The 13,545-nt window shown below is 67.8% G+C and carries 13 protein-coding genes and 1 pseudogene; 5 read left to right on the top strand and 9 right to left on the bottom strand.

Annotated elements, in window-relative coordinates; genetic code table 11:
- The coding region (locus D7V88_RS30705) for an MFS transporter (RefSeq protein WP_147448932.1) at nt 1-1,301 on the bottom strand (1,301 nt) is incomplete at its 3' end.
- A 195-nt stretch (nt 1,302-1,496) separates the two neighbouring features.
- Between D7V88_RS30705 and D7V88_RS45265 the strand changes: the two genes are divergently transcribed.
- The gene (locus tag D7V88_RS45265; RefSeq protein WP_147448931.1) at nt 1,497-3,551 is read left to right on the top strand and encodes a fused MFS/spermidine synthase; all 2,055 of its coding nucleotides are present in this window, start codon (nt 1,497-1,499) and stop codon (nt 3,549-3,551) included.
- A 46-nt stretch (nt 3,552-3,597) separates the two neighbouring features.
- Here the strand turns inward: D7V88_RS45265 and D7V88_RS30695 are convergent, their stop codons facing one another.
- Entirely contained in the window at nt 3,598-4,071 is a 474-nt protein-coding gene (locus D7V88_RS30695; RefSeq protein WP_120544175.1) for an SgcJ/EcaC family oxidoreductase, read from the bottom strand.
- Between the two features lie 63 nt (nt 4,072-4,134).
- On the opposite strand from D7V88_RS30695, the gene D7V88_RS30690 reads away from it, so the two are divergent.
- Nucleotides 4,135-5,106, top strand: a complete 972-nt coding sequence (locus tag D7V88_RS30690; protein ID WP_120544174.1) for a LysR family transcriptional regulator — start codon at nt 4,135-4,137, stop codon at nt 5,104-5,106.
- Nucleotides 5,107-5,220: 114 nt separating this feature from the next.
- Here D7V88_RS30690 and D7V88_RS30685 read toward each other — a convergent pair whose 3' ends face one another.
- Nucleotides 5,221-6,006, bottom strand: a complete 786-nt coding sequence (locus D7V88_RS30685; protein ID WP_120544173.1) for an alpha/beta fold hydrolase — start codon at nt 6,004-6,006, stop codon at nt 5,221-5,223.
- A 352-nt stretch (nt 6,007-6,358) separates the two neighbouring features.
- Nucleotides 6,359-7,417, bottom strand: a complete 1,059-nt coding sequence (locus D7V88_RS30680) for an SDR family oxidoreductase (RefSeq protein ID WP_120544172.1) — start codon at nt 7,415-7,417, stop codon at nt 6,359-6,361.
- Between the two features lie 117 nt (nt 7,418-7,534).
- On the opposite strand from D7V88_RS30680, the gene D7V88_RS30675 reads away from it, so the two are divergent.
- Nucleotides 7,535-8,437 (top strand): LysR family transcriptional regulator, encoded by a 903-nt coding sequence (locus D7V88_RS30675; protein ID WP_120544171.1) that lies wholly within the window; start codon nt 7,535-7,537, stop codon nt 8,435-8,437.
- On the opposite strand, the gene D7V88_RS30670 is transcribed toward D7V88_RS30675, so the two are convergent.
- Nucleotides 8,410-9,327 carry a hypothetical protein gene (locus D7V88_RS30670; protein WP_147448930.1) on the bottom strand — a complete coding sequence of 306 codons (918 nt, stop codon included), beginning with the start codon at nt 9,325-9,327 and terminating at the stop codon, nt 8,410-8,412. The genes D7V88_RS30675 and D7V88_RS30670 overlap by 28 nt on opposite strands.
- 77 nt (nt 9,328-9,404) lie before the next feature.
- Nucleotides 9,405-9,809: a hypothetical protein gene (locus D7V88_RS30665; RefSeq protein WP_120544169.1), complete on the bottom strand. Its 405-nt coding sequence runs from the start codon at nt 9,807-9,809 to the stop codon at nt 9,405-9,407.
- 151 nt (nt 9,810-9,960) lie between these two features.
- Here D7V88_RS30665 and D7V88_RS30660 point away from each other — a divergent pair, with 151 nt between their 5' ends.
- Nucleotides 9,961-10,779 carry a helix-turn-helix domain-containing protein gene (locus D7V88_RS30660; protein ID WP_120544168.1) on the top strand — a complete coding sequence of 273 codons (819 nt, stop codon included), beginning with the start codon at nt 9,961-9,963 and terminating at the stop codon, nt 10,777-10,779.
- Nucleotides 10,780-10,789: 10 nt separating this feature from the next.
- Here the strand turns inward: D7V88_RS30660 and D7V88_RS30655 are convergent, their stop codons facing one another.
- The 3 genes from D7V88_RS30655 to D7V88_RS30645 form a co-directional block, all read right to left on the bottom strand.
- Nucleotides 10,790-11,353: an NADPH-dependent FMN reductase gene (locus D7V88_RS30655; protein ID WP_120544167.1), complete on the bottom strand. Its 564-nt coding sequence runs from the start codon at nt 11,351-11,353 to the stop codon at nt 10,790-10,792.
- A gap of 130 nt (nt 11,354-11,483) precedes the next feature.
- Entirely contained in the window at nt 11,484-12,113 is a 630-nt protein-coding gene (locus D7V88_RS30650) for a TetR/AcrR family transcriptional regulator (protein WP_120544166.1), read from the bottom strand.
- Between the two features lie 48 nt (nt 12,114-12,161).
- Entirely contained in the window at nt 12,162-13,106 is a 945-nt protein-coding gene (locus D7V88_RS30645) for a quinone oxidoreductase family protein (protein ID WP_120544165.1), read from the bottom strand.
- Nucleotides 13,107-13,357: 251 nt separating this feature from the next.
- On the opposite strand from D7V88_RS30645, the pseudogene D7V88_RS30640 reads away from it, so the two are divergent.
- A pseudogene (locus D7V88_RS30640) lies at nt 13,358-13,545 on the top strand (uracil-DNA glycosylase); the annotation flags it as partial.

Below are 13,545 nucleotides of genomic sequence, written 5' to 3'. Positions count from 1 at the left end.
GGGTCGGTGGACTCCAACTCGCGGGCGGGTCGGAACAGGGACAGCACGATGGCGGCGAGCACGGCCAGCAGGCCCATCAGCACCAGCATCAGCGCGATGCCACGGCCCGGGCCCGCACCCAGCAGCCCGCCGAACACGGGCTCCAGCGCGCCGCCCGCGAGCATGGCGGGCTCGAAGACGTGGTCCGCCAGCGGCCCTCCGATGAGGTACGCCACCGGGGTGGAGAACCACGCCAGCGCCATCCGCGCGGAGAAGACGCGGCCCTGGAGGTCGGCGGGCACCAGCGACAGCCACAGCGCCTGGCTGCAGCTCGCGATGGGGGCGTTGAAGAACATCAGCAGGAAGGCCGCCGTCGCGATGAGCGGAAGCGATGGCTGGAGCCCTGCGAGCGTCAGGCTCACGCCGTAGAGGAGCCCCGCGCCCACGATGCCGGTGAGCCGCCGCTTCGGACCTCCCCAGAGGGTCATCACCGCGCTGCCCACCAGCAGGCCCACGCCGCTGCAGGCGAGCACCTGGCCCAGCAGCGTCGGGGTGAACGCCTTGAGCACCAGCGGCGTCACCAGGATCTCCGCCAGCCCCAGCGTGAGGTTCACGATGGAGAAGAAGGCCAGCAGGCCGAGCAGCCCGGGCCGCTGGAAGATGTAGCGCATTCCGAACGTGAGGTTGGAGCCCAGGCTCTCCCGCGCCTGCTGCTCGCCCTGGGCGCTGCGCGTCGGCCGGGGCACGCGCACGAGCAGGTTCGTCACCACCGCGATCCCGAACCCCGCAAGGTCCAGGGTCATCACCGTGCCCAGGCCATGGTGCAGCAGCAGCAGTCCCGCCAGGGGTGGGGCGAGCGTGCGGCCCGCCGCCTGCGCAAGCTGCACCATCCCGCTGGCCCGTCCCAGGTGGCGCTCGGGAACGAGCACCGTGGAGGCCGCCATGAACGCCGGCTCCTGGAAGGACTCCGCCACGGCCGTCAGGCACACGCCCAGGTACACGTGCCACAGCCGCAGGTTCCCGCCGGAGTACAGCACCAGCAGGCTCAGTGTGCTCAGCGCCGCCAGCGTGTCGCTCGCCAGCATCACCCGCTTGCGATCCCACCGGTCCACCACCACGCCCGCCACCGGCGACAGCAGCACGATGGGCGCCACCGCGCACAGGGTCATCGTCGCGAACTGGGTGACCGACCCGGTCTGCTCATACACCCAGATGCCCAGCGCGAAGGATGTCAGACCCGAGCCCAGGATGGACACGAGCTGGCCCAACCACAACACCCCGAACGTCGTCAGGCCCGGGCGCGATGTCTGCGTACTTGTCATGGAGATGGGTTGCTCACGTTGTCTCGCGACTTCAATGGGGTTGGGAGTCTGCCATGGATGTTCTGCCTTTTGTGGGTGCACCGCATGATGGACTGAATGTCTGACACGTTTGTTTGAGTCACCGCGAGTCCGTGGTCGCGGACAGCGAATGCATTGGTTCCTGGCTGTTTTTCCTCTCTGCCCTGGATGTTGGACATGTCTACTTCCGCTGAGTCACCGCCGGTTTCACGTCTGTTCTCGGTCTATCTGCATGGGCTCGCGTTCCTGGGGGGCTTCAATGTCATGCTGCTGGAGATGTGTGCCTTCCGGGTGCTCCAGACCACGTTCGGCTCATCCATCTATGTGACGGGCGTCCTGCTCGCGCTGGTGATGATCGCGCTGTCGGGGGGCTATTACCTGGGGGGCCGGTTCTCCCAGCGCAATGCTTCGCTGGAATTCCTGCTCGGGGTCATCTCCCTGGCCGTGGTGTATGTCTGGGTGACGGGCGGGCTGCTGTCCGAACCGCTGCTGGATTTCAGCTTCGGCCTGCGCAAGGTCTTCTCCAGCGGGCTCGCGGGGCACCTGGTGCCACCGGCGGTCGCCACGCTGATCTTCTACATGGCGCCCATGCTGGCGCTGAGCCACGTCTCGCCGTTCCTCATCCGGCTGTTGGCCACGAACGCGCGCGGGGTGGGGGCCACGGCGGGCAACCTGATGGCGGTGTCCAACGTGGGAAGCATCGTGGGCACGACCCTGCCTTCCTTCGTACTCATCCCGCTGTTGGGCGTGCCCACGACGCTGGGCATCTTCATCGGGTCGCTGGGGTTGGTGGTGGTGACGGGCCTGGTGCTGGTGCGCAAGCGCGCGCCCGTGGCCGCGATCGCGGGGGTGGTGGTGATCGCGGCGGCGGTGGCCACGCCCGTGGCGCATGACGCCTGGGCCGCGCGGGCCTCCGCCGCGGCGGCGCGCCCGGTCTTCGAATCGGAGTCGCTCTACGGGAACGTGAAGATCTTCCGCTCCCAGGACGACGACGGGGACGAGAAGCTGGAGTTCATGCCGTCGCGGGACTACGTGCACTCCACCGTCTACCCGGGCCGGCCGCTGAAGGATCAGTTCACCACGGCGTACGCGAACGTGGGCCTCTCCCGAGGCGCCGGGCGCTACCTCATCCTGGGGACCGCGCTGGGCGGGGTGGTGTCCGCCATCCTGGAGGCGAACCCCCAGGCGAAGATCACGGCGGTGGAGATCGACCCGTTGGTGATGGACCTGGCGCAGCGCTACCTGCCGGCGATGCGAAGCCCCAACGTGCGCCGGGTGGTGGAGGACGCGCGGCTCTTCCTGCGGGAAGACACCCAGGAATACGACTACATCGTCGTGGACATCTTCTCCGGGGAGCAGATCCCCGCCCACTGTGTCAGCCAGGAGTTCTTCTCCCTGGCGCTGGCGCGGCTGGCGCCGGACGGGGTGCTCCAGATGAACACCAACCTGTGGGACTTCCACATCACCACGGGGTTGGAAAAGCCGGAGCCCTTCGTGCCGGTGCGGCACATCCACTCGGCGCTGCTGCGCGCGGGCTTCGCGTCGCTCTTCCAGAGTGACTTCTTCGAGCACGGCCACGTGTACGCGTTCCGTCAGGCGACGCCGGAGGCGGAGGTGCGCCGGGCGCTGGCCCGGGGCGCGTTGGATCCCGCGGTGGAGCCGAACCTGCGGGCATCGTACGGGATGACGGCGCTGGCGCTGGTGCCCATCCCGGACGCGGAGCGGGAGCTGCGGCCCTTCACGGACAACTGGCTGCCGGAGCACCTGCTCCACCTCAAGGACAACTTCGACCAGTACCTCCGGGCCCTGGCCCGGGCGCGCCAGTTGCCGGAGTGGAAGTCCCAGGTGGAGGCGGCGGGGGACGGGCAGTTGCGGTTCATCAGCGCGCGCCACTACGCGGACGTGGGCGCGTCCGGAGCCCCCTCCTATGACGGCTATCGCGCATACATGAAGGGCGACGGCGGCACGGCCTACTGCCAGGAGGTCCTTGCCTGGGCCCGGCAGGCGCCGTCGAACACGCTGTTCCTGGACCTGTCGCGCTATCTGCACACGCGGGTCATCCACGCCTGTGAGCGTTCGCTCGAATCGCAGGCGACGGCGCTGCCCGGGGCGGGGACCTCCGAAGGGGCCTTCCGTCGCTACGTCAGCGCCGCGCTCCTGGTGGATGACAACCAGGGCGCGAAGGCGGTGCCGCTGCTGGAGGAGATCCTCAAGGCCCAGGTCGTGCTCTGACGCTGGCGCCTCCACGCGCGGGCCTCGTGGGACCTCCGCCGCGGCGCTACCGTGCCGCGGAGGACCGGGGCCCGGGCGTCATCAGCCGCATCATGAGGCGCGCGAAGGCGTTGGGCGGCTGGATGCGGGTGTTGTGGAAGGCGGTGAAGGCCCAGGCACCCTCGCGCTTCACGGCGATGAGCGTCTGGATGGAGCGCCGGTTCCGGGCCGCCTTGCGCTGCCACCGCAGCCGGATGCCGCCTTCCGCGTGGAGGACCGCCACGTCCGGGCCGAGGAAGCGGATGGACTTCACCTCCCCTTCGGGGACGGAGCCCCGGAGGAGGCCGTCGAAGAGCGCCTGATGGGCCTCCGCGTTGGCCTTGCGTCCCTGGATGTGGCTGCCGTCGAAGACGACGTAGTCCACGTCCTGCGTGAAGCAGTCGGCGTAGGCGTGACCGTCTCCGAGCCGCCAGCACTCGAACATCCGCTGGAAGAGCTGCTGGAGGGCGGCGACTTCGGTGGGCTCGTGGACCTGGACCATGGGGACCTCGCTTTCCGTGCCCCCTGAGTACGGGTCATGGGCTGTTTCCACCAGTGATGGTCCATGATGGTTAGAATCACGGATGTGAATCTCTCCGCCGTGGACCTCAACCTGTTCCTCGTCTTGCACGCGGTGCTGAGATCCGGCAGCGCGACCGGGGCCGCGAAGGAACTGCATGTCACGCAGTCCGCTGTGAGCAATGCACTGGCGCGCTTGCGGGACGTGCTGGGGGATCCGCTGGTCGTGCGCAGCGGGCGTGGGCTGGTCCCGACGCCCCGGTGCGAAGCGCTGCGGCCTTTCATCGCGACGGCGGTGGGACAGCTCCAGGCGGCGCTGGATGGAAGCCAGGCCTTCGATCCGGAGACCTGCACGCGGGCCTTCACGGTGGCGGGTGCGGACCATCACGGGCTCGCGGATGTCCCGGCGCTGATGGCGCTGTTCGCCCGTCGCATGCCCGGTGCGTTCCTGCGGGTCGTCAGCATCGACTACCTCGTCGAACGCGATGGGCTCGCGTCCGGAGAGGTGGACGTGGCGTTGGGGCCCGCGCAGGCGGCGGGCCCGGGCTGTCTCACCGAGCCGCTGTACACGGATGACTCGGTCCTGCTCGTGCGCCGCGACCATCCGCGCGTCCGGGGCAAGACGATGACGAAGGCCGCTTACAACACGGCGAAGCACATCGACCTTCTGCTCGCGGAAGGGCGCCCGGGCATTGGCCACCAGCAGCACGCCCGGCTCCTCAGGGACCACGGGCTCACGCGGGACGTGGGGCTCGCGGTGCCCCATTTCTTCGCGGCGGCGATGGCTGCGGCGCGCACGGACCTGGTGGCCGGCGTGCCCCGCCGTGTCGCCCGCGGCTTCTGCGAGATGCTGCACCTGAGGTCGGTGGAGATGCCCTTCGCATTCCCGCCCATGGTGACGGCGATGGTGTGGCACACCCGGACGAATGCGGACCCGGGGGCCCGCTACTTCCGCTCCCTGGTGACGGAAGCCCTGCGCGAGCCGCTGGGCCGCGCCCGGAAGCCGCTCAGGGAATGACATTGGCGTAACGAACGTGACGCGGGACCATTCGAGCTCCTGCGAGGACTACAGCAGATGCTGGTGGTCAGTCCGCGGAACCGGAGGCGGAGCGCCTTGTCGGGCCGCGGATTGCTACTTGCTGTCTGGCCCATCAAGGAATCGCAGGGCCGTTGAGGTGAATGGAACCGTGGAATCATAAATAGGAACGTGGTCGCCGCCAGGAATAATCCATAGTGCGGAGTCCGGTATGGAACGGTAGATGTCTACAGGAATTTCAACGGGGAAAAAGTGATCGCGATCACCGTGCACAACGAGCGTACGAGCTTTGATGGTTGATAAGGTTTGTGCAGTGAAATTCATGTCGTCGTGATTTTTATGTAACGCGTTGAACTGTGTGATGAGCTGACGAATCTGTGCATCTCCGCGTTTTGCGCACTCTCGATACATCTCTTGCACTTGTTGGGGCATGGTCTCAAACGAAGCTCTGCGCATGATGGCCCTGGCCTGATCGGGGAAGTGGGAAGTTGCACTAATCAAGACCATCGAGTCGATGCGCTCGGGCTGGCTCGTTGCCATGTGAAGTAGCGCCATTCCGCCAGAGCTCATACCCATGGCCGAAAAATGATCAACCCCCAACTTTTCAAGCAAGAGGAACACGTCACTGGCCGCTTCCCGATGTGTAAACTTGTTCTCGGGATTGGTGGAGTAGCCATGGCCACGCAGATCCACGACGATCAGTCGATGGCGCTCTGAGAGCTTGGCGGTAAAGGGATGCCAGTTCTGTGTACAACCGCCAAACCCATGCAGGAGCACCAGGGGCTTTCCAACTCCGTACTCCTCGTAGTATATCTCGATGTTTTTGATTTGAACGGTATGTCCGCGAGTGGTTGTCTGTTTGGGGGCGTACGTCGTTGTCATGGGTGTGTTTCTCAAATGCGCGACAAGGTGAGCAGCAGCCTGACAATACGATTGTGGTGATTGTGGCGCAAACGCGGAATATCGTATCCGTCCGACGAACGCCGTGCCTGAGTGTTTGAAGACAGACGGGGGCTGTGCTCGACGCTGAACTCACGCAGGGGATGGTATTCACCACCCCAATGCGCAGGTTCATCTGCTCCTTGGGACCACCACCTGCGGCCCCAAGGAACGGCTCAATGAGGGCCAACTGCTCATCCGTAGGTCGCTCGGATACGGAGCACGCGAGGGCGTTGGGGGGCCGGCATCTTGTTTCTCCGACGCACAGGCTCGCTCGCTCCATTTCAACAGGTTCTCAGGGAGTGACCTTGCGGCGGCGCAGGTCGGCGAAGAGTTCCCGGAACATCACCTCCGACTCGATGTGCTCCTGGAACCCGAACCGGCGCGCCTTGGAGGTGTCCGCGAGGAAGTCGAACGTCGTGGAGAACACCCCGTGGGCATGGCGCCACGGCGACACGTCCGCGTACGAATTTCGCGCGAGCCCATGCTTCGCCACCATCGCGTCCCAGAGCGGGCCCTTGTCCGCCATCACGTCCACGAGCGACAGCGGCAGGGGAGGGGCCACTTCCATGTCGAACATGTGCGCGATCTTCGGCCACATCTCGCTCCACCGGAACTGGTCGCCGTTGTTGATATTAAAAGCCTGGTTGGCCGCCTTCGGGTCCGTCGCTGCCCACAGCATCGCGCGCCCCAGCAGTCGCGCGTCGGTGACATCCAGGAGGATGTCGTACGCGGCTGGAGGCCCGGGGAAGCGCAGGGGGAGGCCCAGCTCCTTCGACATGGAGGCGTAGACGGCGATGGCCAGCCCCGCGTTCATCGGCGTGCCCATCGCGTAGCCGACCACGACGGACGGGCGGAGGGCCGACCACGTCCACGCCTTGCCCTGCTGACGCCGCTCCAGGAAGTCCTGCTGCTCCACGTTGAACTCGGGAGGCATGTGGTGCGCATCCGTCTCCCGGGCCGGCGTCTTGAACGGGCCCAGGTGCGCGCCGTAGACCTTGTAGCCCTGCATCAGGCTGATGTGCTGGAGGCCCTTCGCGACGGGCTCCACCGCGTCCACCACGTTGACGAGCATGGCGAGGTTGGGCGCCACCAGCTCCACGGGCGTCGGCCGGTCCTGATAGGCGGCGTAGAAGATGTGCGTCACGTGGGACAGCTCGCCCAACTTCCGGTGGCTGTCCGCCTTGTCGAGGAGGTCCACCGGGATGAAGCGCACGTGCTCCCGCGCTTCACCTCCACGGCGGGACAGGCCGATGACCTCCCAGCCCCCGAGCTTCTCCAGATGGTCGATGAGGCTGAGTCCCGCGATGCCCTGCGCCCCTACGACCAGGGCCACGTTCTTGCGTGCTTGCATGATGTCCTCCACGCGGCCCGCTGTGGGAACACTGCCGTGGCCGCAAGAGGTCTAGTATTCGCGGGCGGTGGCACCGGATAGAGCACCCGCGAGCACAGCACTTGTGAGTTCAATTCCATGGCGCGTCTGGACATCAACCGCTCCGGAGAGATGGAAGTCTTCGTCCGGGTCGTCGAACAGGAGGGGTTCTCCGCCGCGGCGCGCACGCTGCGGATGACGCCGTCGGCGGTCAGCAAGCTCGTCGCCCGGTTGGAGGCCCGCCTGGGGGCCCGACTTCTCCACCGCAACACCCGGGGCTTCCAGCTCACCTCGGAGGGCTGTGTCTTCTACGAGCGCAGCGTGCAGGTGCTCGCGGAGCTGGAGGAAGCCGAGCGTGGCGTCGCCACCAACGAGGCGCCGTCGGGCCGCGTGCGCGTCAACACCAACGTCCCCTACGGCACGCACTTCCTGCTGCCCCGGGTGCCCGCGTTCCTCGCCCGCAACCCGGGCATCACCCTGGACATCGCGCTCACGGATCAGGTGGTGGACCTGCTGGAGGAGCGCGCGGACGTGGCCATCCGCGCGGGCCCGCTCAAGTCCTCCAACCTCATCGCGCGCAGGCTGGGGGAGACGCGCAAGGTGATCGTCGCCTCGCCCGACTACCTGAAGCGCGCGGGCTTGCCGAAGACGGCCGCGGAGCTGGAGCGCCACAACCGGATGAGCGCCAGCCATGTGCCCACGCTCGAACATTGGCCGGTGGTGGAGCGCGGCGCCGTCGTGAACGTGCCCTGCGCTGGCACCGTGCAGGCCAGCGACGGCGAAGCGCTGCGGCAACTGGCGCTCGTGGGGGCGGGACTCGCCCGCATCGCGGCGTTCCAGGTGCGCGAGGACCTGGCGGCAGGGCGGCTGGTCGCGGTGCTGGAGGAGCGCAACCCCGGGGACACCGTCGTGTTCCACGCGGTGTTCCTCGACCCCGCGAGGCACCTGCCGGCGCGGATCCGGGCGTTTCTCGACTACTTCAGCGAAGTGGGGATGGGCTGAAGGGCGGACACCCGCGCCATCGGTCCCGCCGTGGTGTCCATGCCATGGAGGAACGTGTGCTGCTCCACGTGGACGGACTCGTGGAAGTGAGGCTCGCCGCCCTTGGTACTCCAGTTCACGCGGTCCATGCGGATGAGCCGCGACGAGTACGGCAGCAGCGTCGAAGGGTCCGTCACCAGCTCCAGCTCCAGGCGCGCGTAGGGTCCTTTCGTGTCGTCCGTCTGCCCCACGGGCTCGCGCACCACGTGCAGCCGCGCGCACCGGGGCTCCGGCTCGGCGTCGGAGCAGGGCACGCCCACGTCCAGTTGCTGTCGGTCCTCCGCGGGGACTTCCTCGTAGGTCTTGCGGCCGATGCCCACCTCGATCGTCGAGGAGACGACCTCCAGCTTCCCTGGCTTGAGGCGCGCTCCGTGCCAACTGCCCACCCACTGGTTCCACTTGTCCCGGAGGTCCTGCTCCAGCCCGGCGATGAGGTTCCGGGTCATCTGGGCCTTCTTCTCGGGGTTGGGTGGAAACACGTCCAGGGAGAGTGGGTTCAGGTCGTCCTCCACGGGATCCATGCCCTGGAAGTCCCCCTGCGCGTCGATGATCGCGGGGGACCGGGGTCTGATGAAGGTGGGGAGCATGGACTCGATGATCTCCACGTCACGGATCGCCAGTCGCCGCTGGCCCTCCTCGTCCACCGGGCCCAGGGTCATCGTGAACCGGCGCTGCGCCTTCGTCCGGCCTTCCCTGTCCGTCCGCATATCTACTGTGTGGGTCACCCGCATGGAGGCCTGCTCCGGCCAGCCGTAGTTCAGCGTCACAAGGTCCTTTGCCCGGGTGGCGCACCCGGAGGCTCCAGCGGACAGGACGGCGACGATGAGCCACGAGCGGAGGAAGGAGGCCATGTCCCCTCACGATAACAACGCCCGTGGGTCCGCGCGGCACGACGTGAACCGCCGCCGCGAGGACCCGACACCCGCGCTCAGGCCAGGGCCGCGGTGCCACGCCGCAGGCCCGCGTATTCCAGCACCGCGAAGAGCGCGACCGCCGCCGCCTGCGCCGCGACGAACAGCACCCCCAGCCCCGTGGGCGTCGTGGGGCCGTGGGTCATCAGGAGCACGCTGTCCACGACCCACAAAGCGTTCACGGCGACGACGAACCACACCGGCCACGCGGGCAGGGTGGCCCGTGACGCCAGATACCCGAGCAACAGGGCGAACGGAATCAATCCCAGTCCCGCCGTGCGCAGCAGCGCCGGATCCAATCCCAGCAGGGGACCCATGGGGCCCGCGGCCGCCGCCATCAACAGGCCCATGGCCCCACTGGCGACGCCGTCCAGCAGCAGCACGCGACGCAACAGGCTTCCCGACACGTTCTTGAGGCTCATGGCACACCCGTTTCCTTGAAGGAGGTTGGAGGCGACGGCATGGGCGCGAAGGGCCGTCCGTCGTTGATGCTCAAGATGCGAGCCGGCCCGCGCGCTGTCGATTACCTCCGAGGGAATGGAAGCGATGACGTGCGCCCCCTATCTTCGGCCCATGACGAGCCTTCAGCAGAGCCGTCCCGTCGGAGAGCTGCTGCGCGGCTGGCGGCAGCGGCGGGGCCTGAGCCAGATGGACCTCGCGTTGCGCGCGGAGGTCTCCACCCGCCACGTGAGCTTCCTGGAGACCGGCCGCTCCCAGCCCAGCCGGGACATGCTGCTGCACCTGGCGGAGGAACTGGACGTGCCCCTGCGCGACCGCAACGGACTGCTGGTGGCCGCGGGCTTCGCGCCCGTCTACGCCGAGCGACCCCTGGACGACCCCGCGCTGCGGGCCACGCGCGAGGCCGTGGAATTGGTGCTCGCGGGGCATGAGCCGTATCCGGCGCTCGCGGTGGACCGGCACTGGACGCTCGTGACCGCGAACCGCGCGGTGGGCGTGCTGCTGTCGGACCTGCCCCCGGAAGTGCTCCAACCGCCCGTCAACGTCCTGCGGTTGAGCCTGCATCCGTCGGGGCTCGCGCCCCGCATCGAGAACCTGCGTCAGTGGCGCGACCACGTCCTCACGCGGCTGCACCGGCAGGTGGACATCACCGCGGATGCCACGCTCGCGGCGCTGCTGGAGGAGCTCAAGGGCTATCCGGTGCCGGAGGCAGCCGTGGAGGCGAAGGAGCGCGACTTCGCGGGCGTGGTGGTGCCCCTGCGCGTGCGCACGTCGTTGGGCCGGCTGTCCCTCTTCAGCACCACCACGGTGTTCGGCACGCCCGTGGACATCACGCTCGCGGAGTTGGCCATCGAATCGTTCTTTCCGGCCGACCCGGAGACGGCGGAGGTGCTGCGGCGGGCCGCCACGGAGCGGTCCCGCCAGGACACCTGAGGCCGAGCGGCTACTTCTTCACGCGCACGGTCTGGAGCGCCGTGCCCCAGGAGACGAGCTGATCCAACATCGCGTTCACGCCCTTCTCCTTGCTGGGATCAGGCTTGAAGGTGGTGAACTTCTCGAAGTCGGTGAAGAGCGACAACTGCACCTGGGCGCGCACGGTGGCCAACTGGAGCTCCGCGGCGATGAGGCGCAGTTGCTCCACCGCGCGCACGCCGCCCGCGCTGCCGTAGCCCACGAAGCCGGCGGCCTTGTTGTTCCACTCGCCATAGACGAAATCGAGCGCGTTCTTCAGCGCGCCGGACGGGCCGTGGTTGTACTCGGGCGTGACGAAGACATACGCGTCGTACGCGGCCACCTTCGCGGCCCACGCCAGGGTGTGGGGCTGGGTGTACTTGCCCTGGGACGGAGGGATCGGCTCGTCCAGCAGGGGCAGGTTGAAGTCCTGGATGTCGACGATGTCGTACTCCGCGTCACCGCGCTGCTTCGCGATGCCGTGGACCCAGCCGGCGACGGTGTCCGCCTTGCGACCCGGCCGCGTGCTTCCGACGACGATGGCCACCTTGATCATGTGCGCGCTGCTCCTGGAAAGGGGCGGGAGACTGCCGCCCGACCTTTTCCCGCACGTCCTCCCGGAGGCAAAGGTGATTTGCCTGGGGGGTGTCCTGATTCGGCCAGTGCCCGCCGCTTCCGCCTGGAAATCAGCGGAAGCCGTGCCCGTCGGACGCAGCCAGCCCATGCTGGACGAACTCCGCGAGCTGCGAACCCGCGGCCTCCAGATCGAACTGGTGATCCTCCAGCCACAGCCCCATCGCGCCGCAAAGGGTCGTGGCGAGCAGCAGGCTTGTCATCCGGGCATCCACGCCCGCTCGGATCTGCCCCTGCTCCATGCCTTGTCGGATCCACTTCTCCAGAGCGCGAACGGTTTGCTGTCGCAGTGCCGCGAGGTCATGACCGCGCCCCGGTCGGGTCCCGGGTTCGGACAAGACGATTCGCAAGGCGCAGAGGCGCGAATAGTCCGACGTGGGCCGTTCGAAGAAGGACCCGAGCATCTTCAGGAGGGCGGGCAATCCTTCCTCCGCTTCAAAGGCATCCATCGCCGCGCGGAACTCCGCCGCGACGTATTGCATCAGCTCGTGCAGGAACTCCGCCTTGGACCCGAAGTGATGCGCTGGCAGTCCCCGGCTGTAGCCGGCGGCCTGGCCGACCTGCGCGAGCGTGAGGGCCTCGGGGCCCCGCTCCGCGACGAGCCGGGCCCCCGCCGCCAGCATCCGGCGAGCGGCTTCGTCGCGTCTTTCTTCCTGCGTCCTGCGCGTCCGCCGAACCGTCATGTCCGTCCTGGAGTTCCCATAGGGGCTTTGAAGCCCGCCTCCGGTGTTTCATGCGAGCAGGATGATCTTGCCAAGCACCTGGCCGTCCTCCAGCACCTCCTGTGCCCGTGCTGCTTCCTCCAGGCGGAAGGTCCTCCCGACGATGGGGACCAGCTTCCGGGTGACCGCCAGCGCGAACAGCGCTTGTCCCGCCTCGGCCAGCTCCGCCGGTCCCATTGAATCAAGACTCAGGAAGGAGAGAGTGGGTGATTTCGCGAAGTTCGCGAGGAGGCCCGTCCCAAAGTCGGGAGTGGGAAAGCCCGCCGCGACGCCATTGAGGACGTAGCGGCCGTTGGGGCGCAGCTTCTGGAAGAAGGTCGCCAGCTCCGGGCCGGCCACCGGGTCGATGATGATGTCGAACCCACCGGGAACATCCGTGTCGGCCTGACGGACGATGACGTTCTCCACGCCCAGGTCCGCCACGCGCTGGGCCCGTGCCGAAGAGGTGAGGGCCGTCACCCGCGCACCTTCGAGCACCGCAAGCTGGACGACGCTCAACCCGATGCCACCTCCCGCGCCTCGAACCAGGAGCCGCTCCCCGGGCCGGAGCCCCGCGCGCAGCAGGGAGAACTTCGCCACGAGCCCATTGACGCCCAGGGCGACAGCCTCCACGGACGACAGTCCCGGAGGAATTGGAATGAGCTGGCCCGGCTCCACCGCGACCCTTTGCGCATAGCCTCCGGTGCGGACGAGCGCGAAGACGTGCTTGCCAATCCACTCGCGCGCGACGCCCGGGCCCGTGCCGATGATCCGGCCAGCAACCTCGGCGCCCGGGACGAAGCCCGGCCGTTCGAAGCCTGGAAACTGGCCGCGCCGCTGGAAGACGTCCACCAGTCCGACGCCCGCGGCTTCCACCGCGACGACGACCTCGCCGGCCCTGGCGACCGGGTCCGCGACCTCTCCGAGGACCAGCCCCTCGGGCCCCCCGAGCTTCTCCACCGTGACGGCCTTCATGCGACCTCCAGGAACGGGTTGGAGTCCGAAGTGATAAAATTTGCTTGTCGCGATAGCAAGTAAGTTTGCCCGCCCGTGGAGCGGACCGTGCGCGTGTCCTGATCCGCGCGAGGGGTGGATCTGACCGGGAGGGGGGAGTCGGCGCTTCCGCCCGGAAGGTGGCGGAGGGCCCGACCCTGGGCTAAGCGAACAGGCAACTTCTCCGGCTGCTTCCTTGCACCGGGGCACCCCCTCCGATACCGATCCCGATCGTGAACGACGACACGCCTGATTCCACGCAGGAGCTGGCCGACGTGCTCCAGGACGTGCGCCGCCACCTCCTCTGGCAGGAGGAGAACGGCGGTCGCGCGCTCCTCGTCGACGCGAAGGTCGCCGCCGAACTCCAGCAGCAGCGCGCCGCCTCCGGGTCGGTGCGCACGATGATCGCCCGCAACAAGGC

Origin of the sequence: Corallococcus terminator (assembly GCF_003611635.1) — a bacterium.
GTDB classification, from domain to species: Bacteria; Myxococcota; Myxococcia; order Myxococcales; family Myxococcaceae; genus Corallococcus; species Corallococcus terminator.
This window is presented reverse-complemented; position numbering and strand designations above follow the sequence as displayed.